Raw genomic sequence first — 18,477 nt, 5'->3', positions numbered from 1 at the left:
ATGAACGACGCCGTCATCGTCGCCGCCGTGCGCACCCCGGTGGGGAAGCGCGGCGGTGCGCTGTCGTCCGTCCACCCGGCCGACCTGTCCGCCCACGTCCTCGAAGCTCTCGTCGAACGCACGGGAGTCCACCCGGCGCTCGTCGACGACGTCGTGTGGGGATGTGTCAGCCAGGTCGGGGAGCAGACCTTCGACATCGCCCGCACCGCGGTTCTGTCGGCGGGCTGGCCCGAGTCCGTACCGGGGACCACGGTCGACCGTCAGTGCGGCTCCTCGCAGCAAGCCGTGCACTTCGGAGCCGCGGGACTCATATCCGGCTACTACGACGTGGTCGTCGTCGGTGGTGTGGAGAACATGTCCCGGATTCCCATGGGGTCCGCGGCGGCGACCGGCAATCCGCTGGGCGAGCGCTATGCCAAGCGGTACGGCCCGGAGTTCCCGAACCAGGGCATCGGCGCCGAGATGATCGCCGAAGCGTGGGGGCTGTCCCGGACCCAACTCGACGAGTTCGCGCTGACCTCGCACGAGCGCGCGGCCACCGCCACGGATGCCGGACTGTTCACCACGGAGATCGAACCCGTGGTGGCGGCCGACAAGTTGGTCACGAAGGACGAGGGCATACGACGCGGCGGGACCCTCGACAAACTGAGCACGCTCCGCCCGGCCTTCCGCGAAGACGGCCGCGTCACCGCCGCCAACTCCTCGCAGATCTCGGACGGAGCATCCGCTTTGCTGATGACGACGAGCGAGGCGGCGGCCGCTCTGGGCCTGACGCCGCTCGCCCGCATCCACACGGCGGTCGTCACCGGTTCCGCGCCGATGCCGATGCTGACCGGCCCGATACCGGCGACACGCAAGGTGCTGGCCAAGTCGGGAGTCGCCCTCGACGAGATCGGCGTCTTCGAGGTCAACGAGGCCTTCGCGTCGGTGGTGCTCGCATGGGCGGCGGAGTTCGACGTGGACATGGCCCGTGTGAACCCTCGCGGCGGCGCCATCGCACTCGGCCATCCCCTGGGCGGATCGGGGGCCCGGCTGATGACCACCATGCTCCACCACATGCGCGCCGAGAACATCCGCTACGGCCTCCAGACGATGTGCGAGGGCGGGGGCCAGGCCAACGCGACCCTTCTCGAACTCCTCTGACCGCCCCAACCGCTGAAGCCCCCTTCCCTCAGGAGACAACTCGCGATGAACCTGTCCTTCGACTTCACCGGCCAGTCCGTGATCGTGACCGGCGGCGCGCGAGGTATCGGTCTCGAACTCGGCCGGTTCTTCGCGGACTCCGGTGCCGACGTCTTCCTCATCGACTACGACGGCGAGGAGGTCACCAAGGCCGCGGCCGAGGTGGGAGCGCGAGCCGTCCCCGGTGACGTCAGCAGCACCGAGGACATCGACCGGGCTGTCGAGCAGGTCATCGCCGAGACCGGCCGGATCGACGTCGTCGTCAACAACGCCGGAATCCTGCGCGACAAGGTCCTGTGGAAGCTCACAGACGACGACTGGGAGAGCGTCCTGGCCATCCACGCCGGCGGTACCTTCCGACTGACCCGCGCCTGCGTTCCGCACTTCCGCGCCCGGGGCTACGGCCGCGTCGTCAACGTCACTTCCTACACCGGCCTGCACGGCAACACCGGTCAGGCGAACTACGCCACCGCCAAGGCCGGGATCATCGGATTCACCAAGACCGCAGCCAAGGAACTGGCCCGGTTCGGGGTCACCGTCAACGCGATCTCCCCCAACGCCGAGACCCGGATGGTCGCCTCCATCCCCGAGGACAAGAAGGCCGAACTGGCGGCGGGCATCCCGCTGGGCAGGTTCGGCGACGCTTCCGAGATGTGCGCCGCGGTGGGCTTCCTCGCCTCCCACGAAGCGGGATACGTCACCGGCGTCGTACTGCCCGTCGACGGCGGGATCTCGATCTGATCAGGAGGCACGTTCGACGTGTAGGGGAACCGACCGGATGGACTCCGCGGCCTGAAGGATCCGGTAGAGCTCCGAGGCGCCGACGTGAATCACCTTGAGGACCGCCTCCCGTGCGCGTTTCTCATCGCGGGCAGCCAAAGCTTCAAAGAAGACGTTGCGCCAGCGGACGTGAGCGCGGTCCAGGAAATTGTCATGCAACAGTCCGAATCGGAGAACTCGTTCCACATGCGTCGCCAAGGGAAGCGCCATTTCCGTCATCACCGGATTGCCGCAAATCTGGACGAGATAACGGATCGGCGCCGACTTCATCAGGTCAGGACTGAGTTCGGGCGCGGGGCGGTCGTCCGGTGCCGTCGTCGTCACCAATTCGGCGAACATGGCGATCTGCTCGTCGGTGGCGTTGCGGATGATCAGCACCACCAGCGACGGGGCGGTCAGCTCGAAGGCTTCGAGGATGTCCTGGACGCTCTGCAGCGTCATCGGCGTGACCTGCCAGCCCTTGCGCTTCACGGGACGGGCGAACCCGGCCGCCTCCAGGCGCTGCAGCGCCTGCATCGTCGGCGTCCGCCCCAGGCCGAGCGACTCCGAGAGCTCGGACGCCTTGATCCATGTCCCCGGCGCCAGTTCGCAGCTCACGATGGCCTCACGAAGCGTCTCGTAGGCCTTGTCACTCATCAGCCGCGCCTTGCTCTGCCTGGCGTCCCCCATCATCGTCATAGCTGTACTATAAACGAAGATCCGCGTGTTCCGGACGGCTCCGTAGCCGACTTTTTCGGCACTGTAATTCGTTCAAACTATTCGGCTTTTCCCCGCCGCCCACACTGTGATCCCGCTCCGCTTTTCCATGTGGCACTAACGGTATCTTCCGGCAGATGTGACGACGATAGGCACCACCCGTCTTGCGGCAGGGCCTGGACGGATCTCCGTATCGCGCGCCAGAAACAGCGGGCAGCCTCAGCAGGGCCGGCGGCCACTGACCAGATGGCCGCCCTTCAAGCTCTCGGTCAGCCGAGTCCGTCGGCCCCCACCTGGACGGCGGACTCGTCCAACAGGGCGCTGCCCACCGGCTGTTGCCGCCCGTCGAGGTCGAGAACCGGTGTCGCCTCCTTGTACCAGGACTCGATCACCGCGTTGCCCCAGAAGTCACGGCGGCGGTCGTCGTTGACGTTCCACCGGTACGTCTCGTGGTCCGGGTCGCCGGTGTAGTAGTCGGAGGTGTAGATCTCCACGCGGTGGCCGTCGGGATCGCGCAGGTAGACGTAGAAGGCGTTGGAGACACCGTGCCGGCCGGGCCCGCGCTCGATGTGCTTCTCCTCGTGCAGCGCGCCGAAGATGTCCGCGGTGCGCAGCACCTGGTGGGACTCGTGGGTGGCCACCCCGAGGTGGTGCAGGCGGGGGCCCGCGCCGCCGGTGAAGGCCACGTCGTGGACGGTCTGCTTGCGGTACATCCAGGCGGCGTACAGCTCGTGCTCGTCACCCTCGATGGTCTCCGAGCAGCCGAAGCCGAGGGACTTGTAGTGGGCGTACGCGGCGGGGATGTCGGGGGTGCAGATGTTGAAATGGTCGAGGCGTGCGATCTGGGCGCCGCGGTGGAGGTCGTAACGCTGGATGAGGCGCTCACCCCGCTCGATCTCGTGGAAGAACTCGACCGGGAAGCCGAGCGGGTCGACGACGCGTACGGCGTCCCCGACGCCGACCGTGCCCTCGCCCTTCTTCAACCGCTTGACGGGGCGGCCGAGTTGGCGGAAGAACTTCTCCGCCTTGTCGACGTCCTCCGGAGTGCGGACGCGGTAGGAGATGTGGTCGAGAGCGGCGACCTCGCCCTTGCGCAGCACGAGGGAGTGATGAGTGAGCTCGTCGGTCCCGCGCAGGTAGAGCGAGTCGGCGTTCTCGTACTGGACGTGGAATCCGAGCATGTCCACCCAGAACCAGCGGGCCCTGGCCAGGTCGGTGACGGCCAGCTGGGCGTAGGCGGAGCGGACGACGTCGGGTGCCGGGGTGCTCATGAGGCGGCTCCGAATCGAGGGGTGTGGACTTCGCCGAGCGCGACGTGGACGATCTTGGACTCGGTGTAGAAGTCGATGCTGTGGGCGCCGCCCTCGCGGCCCACGCCGGAGGCCTTGACTCCCCCGAAGGGGGTGCGCAGGTCGCGTACGTTGTGCGAGTTGATCCAGACCATGCCGGACTCGACGGCGTGCGCGATGCGGTGGCCGCGCTTGAGGTCCGAGGTCCAGATGTACGCGGCCAGGCCGAACTGCGTGGCGTTGGCCAGCCCGATCGCCTCGGCCTCCTCGTCGAAGGGCGCGACGGCCACGACGGGGCCGAAGATCTCCTCCTGGAAGATACGGGCGTCACGGGACACGTCGGCGAACACGGTCGGCTGAAGGTAGTTGCCCTCGGTGAGGTGGTCCGGGCGGACGCCGCCCGCCACCAGCCGGGCCTCCTTCTTGCCGATCTCGACGTAGTTCAGGACGCGTTCGTAGTGCTCCGTGTGGACCAGTGCCCCCACCTCGGTGGCGGGGTCGGACGGCAGGCCGACCCTGACCCGCTCGGCGCGCTCGGCGAGGCGGCGGGTGAACTCCTCGTACAGCGGGCGCTCGACGAGCACCCGGGAACCCGCCGTGCAGCGTTCGCCGTTGAGCGAGAACACGCCGAAGACCACGGAGTCCAGAGCCGCCTCGATGTCGGCGTCGGCGAAGACGACAACAGGGGACTTGCCGCCCAGCTCCATCGACGTGGTCTTCAGGTGCTCGGCCGAGGAACGGATGATGTGGCGGCCCGTGTCGGTCGAGCCCGTGAAGGAGATCAGGGGCACGTCCGGGTGGTCGACGAGGGCCTGCCCGGCCTCCTCGCCGATGCCGTGGACGATGTTCACGACTCCGGCCGGCACCCCCGCCTCGGCGAAGATCTCCGGCCAGAGCGAAGCCGACAGGGGCGTCCACTCGGCGGGCTTGAGGACGAGCGTGCAGCCGGCGGCGAGGGCCGGCGCGAGCTTCCAGCTCTCCAGCATGAACGGGGTGTTCCACGGGGTGATCAGGCCGGCGACCCCTACTGGGGTGCGGACCACGTAGCTGAACTGCTCCTCGCCCTGCCGGAAGGCCTCCTCTCCGAGCGCGACGATGACGTCGGCGAAGTAGCGGAAGTTCTCGGCGGCGCGCCGGGCCTGGCCCTTGGCCTGGGTGATCGGCAGACCCGAGTCGTACGACTCGAACCGGGCGAGGCGGTCGTGGCGGGCCTCGACAGCGTCGGCGACGCGGTACAGAACGCGAGCGCGCTCACGGTTGGATATCGACGACCAGCCGGGGAAGGCGGCCCGCGCCGCTTCCACCGCCCGCTGGACGTCGTCCCGCGCACCCCGTGCGGCCTGGGTGTAGACGGTGTTGGACACCGGGTCGGTGACGTCGAAAGTGCGGCCGTCGGCCGCGTCGACGAGTTCGCCGCCGATCCAGTGCCGGATGGTCGAGGGCAGTCCCTCGGGGGCGGTGCTCACTTGTCGGCTCCGTTCTGCTGCGTTCCGAGCTGCTGTGTCAGGTCTCCGCCCTCGGTGAGGAGGGCGCGGATGCGGGTCAGGCCCGGGGCGGTGGGCGTGATGAGCGGTGGCCGTACGTGCGGGGAGGCAATCCGACCCTGCTGGGCGAGGACCCACTTCGCCGGGGCCGGGTTGGTCTCCACGAACAGCAGGTCCACCAGCGGGTGCAGGCGGTAGTGCAGGTCCCGTGCGCCTTCGAAGTCCCCCACCTCCCACAGCTCGTACATCCTGGCCACGGCGCCCGGCGCCAGGTTGGCCACGGCGCTGACGAAGCCGGCGCCGCCGAGGGCGAGCAGCGGCAGGCAGAGGAGTTCGATGCCGGACCACACCAGCAGCGAGCGGCCGCAGGCGTGCAGCACGCGGGAGAAGTGCTCGAAGTCCTTGGTGGTCTCCTTGACCCCGACGAAGTTGTCGAAGTCGGTGAACAGTCGCTTCACCGTCTCGGGGGCGATGTCGACCGCGGTGCGGGAGGGCACGTTGTACGCGACGATCGGCAGGTCCGGGAACTCGCGGGCCACCCTCGCGTACCACTCATAGAGGGCCTCCTGCGTGGGCCGCGCGTAGTACGGCGTGATGACCAGGGCCGCGTCGGCGCCCAACTCCTGGGCGGCGGCGGTGAGTTCCAGGGTCTCGTTCAGCTTGTGGGAGCCGGTTCCGGGCAGGAAGGGCACCCGGTCGCCGATCTCCTCGACGGTGGTACGCATCGCGGCGATCCGCTCGGCGACGCTCTGCGCGCTGGGCTCGCCGGTGGAGCCGCCGAGCGAGATGCCGTGCGAACCGGAATCCAGCTGGAAGCGGATCAGCGAGCGCAGGCTGTCGTGGTCGACGGCGCCCTCGTCGGTGAACGGGGTGACGACCGGGGCGATGGATCCGCGGATGGCGGAGGGGTCGCTGCGGAACTTCATGCGGATTCTCCTTGCGAGGCTTGCGAGGGGTCATGGCTGCGGCGCCACTGCTCGAACGGTTCGCGCCAGTCGGGACCGAGGGGATACAGCCCGTCGACGCTGTACCCGGCACGCACCTGCTCGGTGATGAAGCGCTCCCGCAGCTCCTGCTCCCCGCAGTCGGCGATCAACTCCTCGGCCAGCTCGGGCGGTACGACCACGACGCCGTCCGCGTCACCGACGATCAGGTCGCCCGGCTGCACCAGGGCGCCACCGCAGGCGATGGGCACACCGCTGTCCCACGGGACGTGACGGCGGCCCAGGACGGAGGGGTGCTCCCCGCCGTGGTAGACGGGCAGGCCGAGCTCGGTGACCGCGGCGCTGTCGCGCAGGCCGCCGTCTGTGACCACCCCGGCCGCCCCGCGCATCTGGGCACGCAACGCGAGGATGTCGCCGAGGGTCCCGGCGGAGGTGTCGCGGCGGGCGTCCATGACGAGCACGTGGCCCGGCCGCAGCTCCTCGATCGCCCGCTTCTGGGCGTTCATTCCGTTGCCGTACTTCTTGAACAGGTCCTCGCGCAGCGGCAGGTAGCGCAGGGTGTGCGCGACGCCGACCATGGTCCGGTCCGGCAGCGTGGGGCGGACGCCGTCGATGGACATGTGCGGCAGGCCGCGGGCACGGAGCTGTGCGCTGAGGGTGGCGACGGCGACCGAGCGCAGTCCCTCCTCGATCCGCTTGTCCAGCAGGGGCGCGGGTGTGTAAGCCGTCCCGTAGGCGGCCTCGCGCTCCGCCGGATCGGCCTTGGGCATCGCCCCGTACGGCTCCAGGGCGGGCCCGGCGGCGACGGGATTGCGCAGGCGTCCGGTGGACAGCCCGTTTCCGGTCACCTCGACCTCGACCAGGTCACCGGGGGCGACCACGGAGGCGCCGGCCGGCGTGCCGGTGAGGATGACGTCCCCCGGCTCCAGGGTGACCTGCCTCGACAGGTCCGCGATCAGCTCGCCGAACGGGAACAGCAGGGTGTCCGTGGTGTCGTCCTGGACCAGTTCGCCGTTGACCCAGGTCCGCAACCGCAGGGCGGCCGGGTCGAGTTGGCGTGCGTCCAGCAGTCGCGGCCCGATCGGCGTGAAGCCGTCTCCGCCCTTGGAGCGGAGGTTGGAGCCGCGGTCGGCGTAGCGCAGGTCGTACACACCCGCGTCGTTGGCGGCGGTCACCCAGCGCACGTACCGCCAGCCGTCCTCGGGCCTCACCCGCTGCGCGCGTGAGCCGATGACCAGGGCGATCTCGCCTTCGAAGCCGAGGAGTTCGCACCCCTCGGGGCGGACGAGCGCCTCCTTGGTGCCCGCCAGCGACGAGGGTGGCTTGAGGAAGTAGGACGGATGGGCGGGGATCCGGCCGCGCTCCTTGGCGCGGCTGGGGTAGTTGAGATGCAGGGCGATGATCTTCGACGGGGGGTGTCCGAGCGGGTGCGTCATGTCGTCCGTCCGGGATCAGGCGCGGTCGAGGAAGGCCTGGACCCTGGCCTTGTACGGCTCGCGGTCGTAGCTCTTCACGTACGCGCCGGCCATCCGCACCGGGTCGCCGAAGAAGTAGTACTCGTACAGCGCCTGGCGGCTGGAGAACGCCGAGATGCAGGTGTCCCACACCAGGCGGAAGAGCTTGACGCGCTCGGCGCCGGTCAGGGTCGCGGACTGCAGATAGGCCTCGATGTCCTCGGCGGCCGGGCCGTTGATGTCTCGCTCGGTCGGGGTGGCCATCAGGCCGGAGGCGCCGAGCTTGCGCAGGATCTGCGGGAAGCGCTGGTACAGCTTGGGGTAGAGGTTGCGGGCCGCGTTGAGCGGGGCGAAGGCGGGGGTGAGGACGCCGTACTCGTTGATCTCGGCGTCGGCCTCGGCGGCGCGCAGGAAGGCGCGGAGCATCTCCAGCGTGGTGATGATCTCGGCGATGTCCTCCTGGACGTGCTGGAACTGCTCGATGCCGATGGCCTCGGCGAGCAGGGACACCAGGCCGAGGATGTACTCGGTCTTGGCGGTGGTGCGGGTGACGACCTGGTGGGTCATGTGCACCACGGACGACGTCTGCGAGTAGAAGCCGTTGCACAGCTCCGCGTCGCCGAGGGCGAAGCAGCGCTCGTAGGGCACGTGCACGTTGTCGAAGACGACCACGCAGTCCGACTCCTCGAAGCGGGAGCCGAGGGGGTGGTCGTGGCGCGGGCGGTCGTAGTCGAGGGGCTCACGGGCGATGTAACGCAGGCCGGGGGTGTCGTTGGGAATGGCGAAGGCGTAGGAGTACGGCTTGTCCTCGGGGGTGCCGCGCAGCACGGTCGACGGGAAGACGAGCATCTCGTCGGCGAACGGGGCGATGGTGGCTAGCATGCGCGCGCCGTGGATCACGACCCCGTTGTCGTCCTCCTTCACGATCCGCGCGGCCAGCTTGCCGCCTGCCTGCTGGGTGCCGGCCACGGACCGGTTGACCTGCGGCGGGATCAGCGTGTGCGTACACAGCAGGTCCTCTTCGCGGACCTGCTCGTAGTAGCGGCGGATGTTCTCGCCGAAGGCCGGGTTCGCCTGGGCGAACCAGTCGGCGGCCGAGGCGAGCGCCATCAGGGAGCTGTTCATGTAGTCGCCGGTGCGGCCGAGCATGCCGTTGCTGTGGTCGGCCCACACCTTCACCGCCTTGCGGCGCTTGACCAGGTCCTCCGGGGTCTTCGGCGTGAGGAAGGAAGTGCCCACCGGCTCGCCGGACGTGGGCGAGGTGTAGGTGAGGACGTCCTTGTGGTCGTCGGAGTGCTGGAGGTCGAACAGTTCGGCGTAGGTCTGAACGACATTGCGGAAGGCGGGGTGGTCCTGGATGCCGCCGGTGACGGTCTCGCCCTGGATGTGGACGGTGGGGCGGGAGGCGGCGAGGCGCTCCAGGTATTCCTTGCCGGTGCGTGCGGCCATGGTGGTTCTCCTGGGGAGGTGATCAGCGGGGCGGGGTTTCAGATGAGGTGTTCGATGCCGTCGGTGGACTCGGCCGCGGTGCCGAAGCGGCTCCAGGCGTAGGTGAGGGCGTCGCCGTCGCGGTGGCCGAGGTCGGTGACGCGGCCGACGACGAGGGTGTGGTCGCCGCCGTCGTACGCCCGCCAGGGCTCGCACTCCATCCATGCCAGGGGATTCGCGAGGCGGGGCACCCGGGCCCCGGTCACCCAGCGGGGCTCGGCGGCGCCCTGCGCCCCGGCGAACAGCCGGGCCAGCGGCTCCTGTTCGGCGCCGAGGATGTTGACGCAGAAGGAGCTGTCGAGCAGTTGGTCGTGGCAGCGGGCGCGTCGGGCGACGCTGACGACCACCAGTGCGGGATCTGCGGAGACGGACGTGAAGGAGTTCATGGTCGCGCCCCGGGGACCGTCCTCGCCCGCGTACGTCACGACGGTGACGCCGGTGGCGAACCGGGACATGCAGGCGCGCAGGGCACCGGGGCTGGGAGGGGCGAGGGCTTGGGACATGAGGAGGACTCCTTGAGTCGATCGCCGGCTGTGCCCTTTGGCGAAAGGCCGGGGAGGGGGCGCTGGTCCAGCAGGGCTGGGGACGAAGCGCGCGAGGTCCTGACCAAGCAGGTAATAAAAGCTTTGACTATTTGGACGGTACCCGGCCTGCCCGTTCTTGGGAAGCCATCTCGATACTAGACGTACCGTTTCGGTAAGGCCAGAACCTGGAGACCATCAACGCCGGAAGGCGTGGCGGCCAGAAAAACGAAACGATACGTGCCGGTTCTGTTACGGGGACGGCGGGCCGGAGGCCGGGTGGCCGTCCGGCCTACACTCCTGGTGTGAATCACGAGCAGCCGGACAACGAGGACCTGCATTTCTGGTCGTTCATCGATCATGCGGTCAGCCGCGCGAACCGTGAGCTCCCGGGCGTCGATCCGCTGGCGATGCGGTTGGTGCTCACCCTTCACAGGGCCGCAAACATGCTGGTCTACGACCTGGAATCGACCGTCCACCGGCCCCGGGGATGGTCCTGGCCCGGCTTCCGCGTGCTGTTCTCGATCTGGCTGTCGAGCCCCGTCGAGGCAAAGAAGGTCGCGGAGCTGTCCGGCATGAGTCGCGCGGCCGTGTCGGCGCTGGTGAACACGCTGGAGCGCGACGGTCTCGTCACGAAGGCGCGCGCCCCGCACGACGGGCGCGCGGTCAATCTCACCCTCACCGAGAGTGGTCTGCACGCGATCACCACGGCGTTCCAGGCGCACAACGAGCGCGAGCAGGAGTGGGCGGGCTCTCTCAGCGCGGACGAACAGAAAACGCTCATCGCACTGCTGGAGAAGCTCACCGCCCACTCACTGCGATTCGAGGTGAAGCAACGGACGTGACGGCGGCTACCTCACGAGGTTGCGCTGCGTGCCGAGCCCGGTGATCTCGCTCTCCATCACATCGCCCGCGCGCAGGAACCGGCCGTAGTGCGAGCCGTTGCCCTGCGGAGAGCCAGTGATGATCATGTCGCCCGGCCGCAGCGTCACCCGGTGCGAGACGTACGAGATGAGGGCGGCCACCCCGAAGATCATGTCGTTGGTGTTGCCCTTCTGCATGACCTTGCCGTTGAGCCGGAGCGTGATGTCGAGGTCCTGCGGGTCGGGCACGAACCGCGCCGGCACGAGGTAGGGGCCCGTGGGGTAGAACGTGGGCTGGTTCTTCGCCCGCATCCAGTCGGTCCCCATCATCGGGATGTCCGGTCGCGACACCAGGCTGCGCGTCGTCAGGTCGTTGCAGACGGTGTACCCGGCGACGTGGTCCAGTGCCTCGTCACGGCTCACCTCGCGAGCCTCGCGCCCGATGACCACGCCCAGTTCGAGTTCCCAGTCGTGGTTCTCCCCGAGGGAGGGCAGGACGACGTCGTCGTACGGGCCGCTGATCGCGGACGGGACACCCACCCACACGTACGGCTCGCCGTGCGCGGCGCGTTCGTCCATCTCCCGGGCGGCCTGCTCGCGCAGTTCCTCCTCGGTGGCGTCCGCCGTCCCCAGGCGGTGCGCCACGGTGATCTGGATGACGTGCTCGCGGTAGTTGGCCCCGGCGCCGAAGATCTGGCCGGGCGGCTGGACGGGGGCGAGCACCGTGAGCTCGCCGACCGGCCGCCCGTCGCCCTCGGGCGCGTCGGCGAGGGACTGGAGCGCTTCCAGTGACGTGTCCCAGTCGGCCAGCAGGTCCGACGTGGTTGTGGCCGCGGGCAGGACGGTCCGGGTGTCGTACACCTTGTCGTCCACGACGATGCCGGGGAACGGACCGGAGTGTCCGTCGGCGAACGTTCCCAGCGAGAAGGGGATCTGGCTCATGGTTTCCTCATGCTTTCCGGCGGGTGTGGGCGAACTCCGCGTATTCCTGGAGCAGCGCGCTGTCGTCCACCGCGCCCAGGTCCACGACGTCGCTCAGGGAGGCTCCCTGCAGCAGGCGCTTGACCGGCACCTCTATCTTCTTTCCCGTGCGGGTGTGCGGGATCGCGCGCATGGGCACGACCTCGTCGGGCACGTGCCGCGGTGACAGCTCCTCCCGGAGCACCTGGTTGACGCGGTGCGCCACCGCTTCGGGGTCGGCGCCCTCCTGGAGGGCGACGAACAGCGGCATGTAGTAGCCGTCCTCGCCCAGTTCGGCGCCCACGACGAGGGCTTCGCGCACCTCGGGGAGCGCCTCGACGACCCGGTAGATGTCCGCAGGGCCCATGCGCACGCCCTGCCGGTTCAGGGTGGAGTCCGAGCGGCCGTGGATCACACTGCTGCCGTCGGGCTCGAACTCGATGAAGTCGCCGTGCCGCCAGGCTCCGGCGTACATGGAGAAGTAGCTCTCCCGATAGCGCCGGCCGTCGGGGTCGTTCCAGAAGCGGAGCGGCATCGAGGGCATCGGCTGCGTGATCACCAGCTCGCCCCGCTCGCCGACCACGGGCTCGCCGTCCCCGTCCCAGGCTTCGACACAGACGCCCAGGGCAGGCGCCTGGAGACGTCCCACGCGGACGGGCAGTGTGGGGGCGCCGCCGACGAAGATCGAGCACACGTCGGTGCCACCGCTCATGGAGGCCAGCCACACGTCGCCGAGCCGGTCGCGGACCCAGCGGAAACCGTCGGTGGACAGCGGTGACCCGGTCACCTGCACCGTCCGCAGTGCCCCGCGCTCGGGGGCGAGACCGGCCTTGAGGCAGGCGTGCAGGTATCCGGCACTGACACCGAGTGTGTCGACGTCGTGTTCGTCGGCGACGCGGAAGACACGCCCCAGGTCGGGGCGGACCGGGTTGCCGTCCAGCAGCACGATCGTGGCGCCGACCGCGAGCCCGGAGACCAGCATGTTCCACACCACCCAGCTGGTGCTGGCGACGTTGAGGAAGCGGTCGCCGAACCTCAGGTCCGAGTGCAGCCGCAGGACCTTGAGGTGTTCCAGGAGGACACCGCCATGCCCGTGCACGATCCCCTTGGGGGCCCCGGTGGTACCGGAGGAGAACAGCACCCACAGCGGGTGGTCGAAGGGCAGCTCGTCGAACTCCGGCTCACCTCCTCCAGCCGTGACCGTGCCCCAGAGCGACACGGCGCGGTCCGCCGTGAGCAGGCTTCCCGGGCGGAGGTGGTCGACCCAGAGCACGTGCTCCACCGACGGCAGCCGGTCGATCACGGTACGCATCTCGTCCGTGCGCTCGTGCGTGCGTCCGCCGTAGTGGTAGCCGTCCGTGAGCAGCAGGACCTTGGGCTCCAGCTGGGCGAACCGCGAGAGCACCCCGTCCGCGCCGAACTCCGGGGAGCACACCGACCACACGGCCCCCACCGCGGCACAGGCTAGGAGCCCTACGACCGCCTCCGCGCGGTTGGGCAGGACGGCGGCCACCCGGTCGCCGTGGGCCACGCCCATCCGGCGCAGCGCGGCGGAGAGGGCGGCGACCTGGCCGCGAAGCTCGGCTCGCGAGAGCTGTTGGGACGTGCCGTCGTCGTCCACGACGACGAGCGCCTCCGCCGGGCAGCGGCGCAGCACATGCTCGGCGTAGTTCACGGTACGGCCGGGAAACCACGTGCCTCCGGGCATCTCCCGGGGAGCCACCGGGCCGGCCGGGGTACCTCCGAGCCGTACGTCCTCGAACTCGGCGACGGACTCCCAGAACCGGCCCAGGTCCTGTGTCGACCAGCGCCAGAGATCCAGGTAGTCGTCGCCGCCGTCGTAGTCCTTCAGCCCACGGCGATAGCGAACCAGTTCGCTGCCCTCCTGCCGGGCAGGGCTCGGCGTCCACAGGACGTCGTGCGCGGTGCTCATGAGACAGCGGTGTCGACGGGCAGGGCGCCGATGAGGACGAAGGCCACGCGGCAGGTCGAGTCGCCGCGGTTGGACCAGGAGTGGCTCGTGCCTCGCTGGATGATCACGTCACCGGCCCTGGCGAGGGTCTCCCCCTCGTCCGTCAGCAGCCATATCTCGCCCTCGAGGACGAGGGCGTAGTCCAGGCTGTCGGTGCGGTGGAACCAGAAGTGGCGGTCGCCGGCGGCGGATGCCGCGGCGGCGCGGGCGTGTTCGCCGTCGATGTCGTCGAAGAGGGAGTCGGCGGCGTCGGCGTAGGCGCCGTCGGGCGGGAAGCTCGCGATCCGGAAGACCGTTCCTCCGGGCTTGGGGTACATCGGCACCTGGATGTCGGCGGAGGCCGCGTCCTGGTTGCCGTCGTTGCTCACATCGCCCGGTTCGGTCTGCCAGGGGACGATCGCGCCGAACCCTTCGACGGTGTCGGACACGAAGACGTTCGGGGCCGGGCCGTCGCTGATGACGGTGGAGCGGCCGTCGGCGGTGTGCCCCGTGACGATGCGCCGTACCGGCTTGATGGCGTGCGGGTTGGTCATCTCGCTTGGTCCCGTCGTCAGTTCGCCGGCGTACCGAAGGGGTACGGGCGGGGCTCGGGCCACCAGGGGGCCTTGTCCGGCTCGGCGCTCATGCGGTTGCGCAGGACACCGACGCCTTCCAGCTCGAGTTCGACGACGTCTCCGGGCGACAGCCGCCGGTCCAGCTCCAGGCCGGAGCCGTTGGGCAGGGTGCCGGAGCCGATGAGGTCGCCGGGCTGGAGCCGGTCGTTGATGGAGACGTAGGCGAGCAGTTCCTCCGGCGTGTAGATCATTCCCTCGGCGCTGGTCTCGCTCCAGACCTCGCCGTTGACGCGGACCGCACCCTTGAGTCCGTCGACGGAGGGCAGCTCGTCGACGGTCGTGATCCAGGGACCGATGCCGTACGCGTAGTCCTTGCACTTCTGCGGGCCCATGCCCATGCCCATCTCGGGCCCCTGGATGTCACGGGCGCTGAAGTCGTTGAAGATCGTGACGCCGAAGAGGTGGGCGCGGGCGCCGTCGGGGGTCAGGTTGCGGCCCGCGGCTCCGACGATGAGGCCCATCTCCAGTTCGTAGTCGACGAATTCGGAGTAGCTCGGGTAGGGGATCTCCTCGTCGTGGCCGTAGACCACTCCGGTGGATCCCTTGAAGTAGCCGGGCGTCTTGAAGAGTTGGGGGTTGGGCAGTCCGCCGCCCACCTTCTCGGAGAACCCCTTCATGTGCGCCGGGAAGGTCAGTCCGTCACGGATGACCGGCGGGTCGACGGCCGCCACCCAGGACAGCCCCTCGATCGGCAGCGAGGCGTCGTCGGCGGCCCGGTCCACGGCCCAGTGGGCGGCGTCGAGGAACGCCTGCCCGGCGGCGATGGCGGCGGCCATGCTCGACGGGAAGTGGGCGGCGGCCAGCCGGCGGGCCGCGTCCGGCGTGGCGCGCTGCGCCTGCCTGCCCTGGGCATAGGCCCTGGCCAGGTCGATGACCCTGCCCTCGTCGGGCCGTACGGCGACGAGCCTGATCTGCTCGCCGTCGGGGGAAGGTGTGGAGATCCGTCCCAGCTTCATGTTTTCTCAGCTCCTCTATCTATTCGAAACGTTTCGTATCGTATGGCGAACGAATTGCCTTGTCGATCCCCTATTGCCATTGGGAGATGAGGCCGTGCGTGGGGTAGTTTCACTTCGTGGCTGTACGAAGCGAATCGAGTCGTCGAGCGATTCTCGACGCGACCATGGACCTCCTTGTCCGCGACGGCAGGCGCGCCATCACGGTGCAGAAACTGACCATGGAGGCGATCGCCAAGCGGGCCAAGGTCAGCAAGGCGACGATCTACCGGTGGTGGCCGAACAAGGCCGCGGTCGTCATCGACGCCTTCATGGAGAACCACCTGGCGCACACCCGCATCCCCGAAGGGGTGCCGGTGCGCGAGGCCCTCCTGACGCACCTCAAGTCGCTGATCTCCCGCTACGCCGGGCCGCAGGGCAAGCTGGTCGCCCAGATCATCGCCGAGGGGCAGTACGACCCCGAGACGATGGCCAACTTCCGCGCGCGGTTCTGGCAGGAGCGCGCCGCGGCCGTCGAGAAGCTGATGCGCAGGGGAATCGACGAGGGCGTCTTCCGGTCCGACCTCGATCCGGCGTCGGCGGCCCAGATGTTCTACGCCCCGGTCTACTTCCACCTGCTCTTCGGCGGCGTCCCGCTCGACGACACGCTCGCGGAACAGCTCGTGGACCTGGGGATCCGCGGCCTGGCGGCGCGTCCGTCGCCGGACGAGGAGTCCTGACCCCCGTCCGCCCGGCCGGGTCACACCGGCGGTGCGACGAACAACCCCCGGTCCGGGTCGTTGAACATCTCCCTGGACACGAAGTCGTTCATCGGGTTCGAGGTCCCCCACACGTCCGAGGTCTCCGGGTCGTCGGTGCTGTACAGGTGGGGGTGCCAGGTGTCCTCGTCCAGGGTCTCCAGCTCCGTCGTGTACTCCATGGTGTTGCCGTTGGGGTCGTGGAAGTACGTGAAGGTGTTGTTCCCGGCGCGGTGCCGGCCGGGACCCCAGACCTTGTGGATCCCGTCGCGCATCAGGCGGCCGCTGCCGCGCATGTACTCCTCAAGACCGCGCATCTCGAAGGACGCGTGGTGCAGCGAGACATGGGGACAGCGCGCGATCGCCATGCTGTGGTGCTGTGGGTTGCAGCGCAGGAACCACATGATCCCGCCGAGCTGCGGGTGCACGTTGGTGTCCGAGAGCCGGAAGTCCAGGTACTTCTCGTAGAAGGCCATCATCCGCTCGGGCTCCGGGGAGTTGAGCACGACGTGGGACAGCCGCACCGGGATGTCCTCGCGCTCCTCGATCCTGCGGTGGGTGCGGGCGGCGACCTCGGTGGAGATCTCGATGGTCCGCCCCTCCACGTCGAAGAACCGGAAGCCGTAGCCGCCGCCGGGCGTCTGGAGCTTGTCCGGCTCGCTGACCAGCTGCACGCCGTCGGTGGCGAGGCGGGTGGCGAGGCCGTCCACCGCGGCGCGGTCGGCGGCGCCGAAGGAGACGAGGTCGAGGCGCTTGTCCTGGGAGCGGCGGACCCGGACGACGTACTGCTCGGGCGAGCCCTCGGCGGCGAAGTAGGTGACGTCGCCGTCGGAACCGGCTTTGGTCAGGCCCCACTGCTGCTCGTAGAAGGCGACCTGCTTGTCGTAGTCCTGAACGGCGATGTCGACGTGCCGGAGGTGGGTGATGGGCTGGTCGGGCATGGTGAACTCCTGTGGGGGAATCGGTCTTTGCGCGCGGGACGGTCAGTGCCGCGCGGTGGTCTCCTGTCGCGGCGCGCTCGTCTCGCGCCGGGGTTCCAGGGCGCCCGCGAGGGGCAGAAGCCGGAGCATCGCTTCGAGCTGTTCGGGGGTGTGTGCCGTCCCGAGCACATAACGGTCGGGACGGACCAGGACGGCGGGGGCCTCGACCGACGTGAGCAGTTGACCGACGTGCTGGGGGGAGGTCAGTACGGCGACCTCGGGCTCCTCCGCCAGCGCCTCGCGTACGGCATCGGGCAGCCCGGCCTGCAGTTCGGGCGTGGCCGCGAGGAGGAACCGGCGTCCCACGAGGTCGTCGAGACGCGTCCCGTCGGGCAGCATCGGCTGCATCGAGAGCCGTCCGCCGTGCGGGTCGGCGGGGCCCGTGTGCACACCCGGGCCCAGGGCCGGTGCCGGCGGATAACTGTCGGCCGGGTTGGCGCGGATGTGCGCGTCCCGCCGGGCAGCCATCGCGGGGTCGGTGGTCTGGACGAGTCCGGCCATCGTCGCCGCCTGCTCGACCCAGTACCTGGCGTGGTCCCTGCGTTCGGACTCGTAGGTGTCGAGCAGGGACTCGGGGGCTCTGCCACGTGAGACGAGCCGGAGCTTCCACACCAGGTTGGCGACGTCCCGCAGGCCGGCGCAGAGTCCCTGGCCGAACAGCGGAGGTGCCAGGTGAGCGGCGTCACCCGCGAGGAACACGTTGCCGACCCGCCATGACGTGGCCAGCCGTGCGCGGAAGGTGTAGATGACGCTGCGGTCGGGTTCGAAGTTCTGCGGCGTGAGAACACCTCGGCTCAACCGGGCGATGCCCTCCGGTGTGCCGATCTCCTCCGGGTCGTCGCCGGGGAGGACCTTGAACTCCATGCGCACCCGGTCACCGGGGAGCCTGATCCAGAGCGCCGGACGGGTGTGTCGGCCGAGGAAGACCATGTCACCCTCGATTCCGGCCGTCCCCCGCAGGTGTCCGTCGACGACGAGCCACGGATCGTCGGTGCCGAGGTTCTCGCCGGACACCCCGAGCGTGCGCCTGACGGTCGAGGTGCCGCCGTCACAGGCGATGACCCATCGCGCGGTGAGTGTCCGGGTCGTCCCCTCCAGGGTGCGGACGGTACAGCGGACGGAGTCGTCACCCTGCTCGATGTCCAGCAGCGTGGTGCCGAGCCGGAGTTCCACGTCGGCGAGCCGGGCCACTTCGGCGCGCAGCAACCCGTCGACCTCGGGCTGATGGAACAGGACCTCCGAGTGCCAGCCCTGCGGCCCCATCTGCCCCGTGGCATGAGACACCAGGGTCTCGCCGGCCTCGTTCTCCATGCGGTAGTCGCACATCGGTTTGACCCGGGCGGAGAGTTCCTCTCCCAGGCCCATGGCCTGGAAGGAACGCACGGTCTCACCGTCGAAGTGCACGGCCCGCGCCTGTCGCCACATCTCGGGCTCGCGCTCGATCCCCACGGCCCGTACACCGGCATGGCCCAGCAACGCGAGGGCCATCACCCCGACGGGTCCACCACCGACAACGATGACTTCACAGTCCTGTGACACCTGAACTCCATTAGCGGCTCT

General features: G+C 69.3%; 17 protein-coding genes. 4 read left to right on the top strand and 13 right to left on the bottom strand.

Annotation, left to right across the window (positions count from 1 at the left end; all coding sequences use genetic code 11):
* Both R2B38_RS43955 and R2B38_RS43950 read left to right on the top strand, forming a co-directional pair.
* Entirely contained in the window at positions 1-1,143 is a 1,143-nt protein-coding gene (locus R2B38_RS43955; RefSeq protein WP_318021416.1) for an acetyl-CoA C-acyltransferase, read from the top strand.
* Positions 1,144-1,188: 45 nt separating this feature from the next.
* Positions 1,189-1,923: an SDR family NAD(P)-dependent oxidoreductase gene (locus R2B38_RS43950; protein ID WP_318021415.1), complete on the top strand. Its 735-nt coding sequence runs from the start codon at positions 1,189-1,191 to the stop codon at positions 1,921-1,923.
* Here the strand turns inward: R2B38_RS43950 and R2B38_RS43945 are convergent, their stop codons facing one another.
* The 7 genes from R2B38_RS43945 to R2B38_RS43915 all read right to left on the bottom strand — a co-directional run bounded on the left by R2B38_RS43945 (position 1,924) and on the right by R2B38_RS43915 (position 9,820).
* Positions 1,924-2,640: a GntR family transcriptional regulator gene (locus R2B38_RS43945; RefSeq protein WP_318021414.1), complete on the bottom strand. Its 717-nt coding sequence runs from the start codon at positions 2,638-2,640 to the stop codon at positions 1,924-1,926.
* Positions 2,641-2,927: 287 nt separating this feature from the next.
* Entirely contained in the window at positions 2,928-3,929 is a 1,002-nt protein-coding gene (gene hpaD / locus R2B38_RS43940) for a 3,4-dihydroxyphenylacetate 2,3-dioxygenase (RefSeq protein WP_318021413.1), read from the bottom strand.
* Positions 3,926-5,413, bottom strand: coding sequence for a 5-carboxymethyl-2-hydroxymuconate semialdehyde dehydrogenase (hpaE, locus tag R2B38_RS43935; RefSeq protein ID WP_318021412.1), 1,488 nt, complete (start codon positions 5,411-5,413; stop codon positions 3,926-3,928). Before hpaE ends, hpaD begins: the two co-directional genes overlap by 4 nt.
* Complete coding sequence (dapA, locus tag R2B38_RS43930; RefSeq protein ID WP_318021411.1) at positions 5,410-6,357, bottom strand: 4-hydroxy-tetrahydrodipicolinate synthase; 948 nt, start codon at positions 6,355-6,357, stop codon at positions 5,410-5,412. Before dapA ends, hpaE begins: the two co-directional genes overlap by 4 nt.
* Complete coding sequence (locus tag R2B38_RS43925) at positions 6,354-7,811, bottom strand: fumarylacetoacetate hydrolase family protein (protein WP_318021410.1); 1,458 nt, start codon at positions 7,809-7,811, stop codon at positions 6,354-6,356. The genes dapA and R2B38_RS43925 overlap by 4 nt, the downstream gene beginning before the upstream one ends.
* A 15-nt stretch (positions 7,812-7,826) precedes the next feature.
* The gene (hpaB, locus tag R2B38_RS43920) at positions 7,827-9,278 is read right to left on the bottom strand and encodes a 4-hydroxyphenylacetate 3-monooxygenase, oxygenase component (RefSeq protein ID WP_318021409.1); all 1,452 of its coding nucleotides are present in this window, start codon (positions 9,276-9,278) and stop codon (positions 7,827-7,829) included.
* Positions 9,279-9,316: 38 nt separating this feature from the next.
* Positions 9,317-9,820, bottom strand: a complete 504-nt coding sequence (locus tag R2B38_RS43915; RefSeq protein WP_318021408.1) for a flavin reductase family protein — start codon at positions 9,818-9,820, stop codon at positions 9,317-9,319.
* A 323-nt stretch (positions 9,821-10,143) separates the two neighbouring features.
* Here R2B38_RS43915 and R2B38_RS43910 point away from each other — a divergent pair, with 323 nt between their 5' ends.
* The gene (locus R2B38_RS43910) at positions 10,144-10,683 is read left to right on the top strand and encodes a MarR family winged helix-turn-helix transcriptional regulator (RefSeq protein ID WP_318021407.1); all 540 of its coding nucleotides are present in this window, start codon (positions 10,144-10,146) and stop codon (positions 10,681-10,683) included.
* Between the two features lie 6 nt (positions 10,684-10,689).
* Here R2B38_RS43910 and R2B38_RS43905 read toward each other — a convergent pair whose 3' ends face one another.
* The 4 genes from R2B38_RS43905 to R2B38_RS43890 are packed head-to-tail and all read right to left on the bottom strand — an operon-like array spanning position 10,690 to position 15,203.
* Entirely contained in the window at positions 10,690-11,643 is a 954-nt protein-coding gene (locus R2B38_RS43905; RefSeq protein WP_318021406.1) for a fumarylacetoacetate hydrolase family protein, read from the bottom strand.
* Positions 11,644-11,650: 7 nt separating this feature from the next.
* A complete protein-coding gene (locus tag R2B38_RS43900) occupies positions 11,651-13,594 on the bottom strand; it encodes an acetoacetate--CoA ligase (RefSeq protein WP_318021405.1) in 1,944 nt (647 codons plus the stop codon).
* Positions 13,591-14,166: a cupin domain-containing protein gene (locus tag R2B38_RS43895; RefSeq protein ID WP_318021404.1), complete on the bottom strand. Its 576-nt coding sequence runs from the start codon at positions 14,164-14,166 to the stop codon at positions 13,591-13,593. The genes R2B38_RS43900 and R2B38_RS43895 overlap by 4 nt, the downstream gene beginning before the upstream one ends.
* Positions 14,167-14,183: 17 nt before the next feature.
* Positions 14,184-15,203: a fumarylacetoacetate hydrolase family protein gene (locus R2B38_RS43890; protein ID WP_318021403.1), complete on the bottom strand. Its 1,020-nt coding sequence runs from the start codon at positions 15,201-15,203 to the stop codon at positions 14,184-14,186.
* A 116-nt stretch (positions 15,204-15,319) separates the two neighbouring features.
* On the opposite strand from R2B38_RS43890, the gene R2B38_RS43885 reads away from it, so the two are divergent.
* Positions 15,320-15,919 (top strand): TetR/AcrR family transcriptional regulator, encoded by a 600-nt coding sequence (locus tag R2B38_RS43885; RefSeq protein WP_318021402.1) that lies wholly within the window; start codon positions 15,320-15,322, stop codon positions 15,917-15,919.
* A 20-nt stretch (positions 15,920-15,939) separates the two neighbouring features.
* On the opposite strand, the gene R2B38_RS43880 is transcribed toward R2B38_RS43885, so the two are convergent.
* Both R2B38_RS43880 and R2B38_RS43875 read right to left on the bottom strand, forming a co-directional pair.
* Positions 15,940-16,878, bottom strand: coding sequence for a VOC family protein (locus tag R2B38_RS43880; protein WP_318021401.1), 939 nt, complete (start codon positions 16,876-16,878; stop codon positions 15,940-15,942).
* Positions 16,879-16,920: 42 nt separating this feature from the next.
* Complete coding sequence (locus R2B38_RS43875; protein ID WP_318021400.1) at positions 16,921-18,456, bottom strand: bifunctional 3-(3-hydroxy-phenyl)propionate/3-hydroxycinnamic acid hydroxylase; 1,536 nt, start codon at positions 18,454-18,456, stop codon at positions 16,921-16,923.
* Positions 18,457-18,477 lie beyond the last annotated feature (21 nt).

Source organism: Streptomyces sp. N50 (assembly GCF_033335955.1).
Taxonomy (GTDB): Bacteria; Actinomycetota; Actinomycetes; order Streptomycetales; family Streptomycetaceae; genus Streptomyces.
Note: the sequence above shows the minus strand (reverse complement) of the source record. Positions and strands in the feature narration are given on the sequence as shown.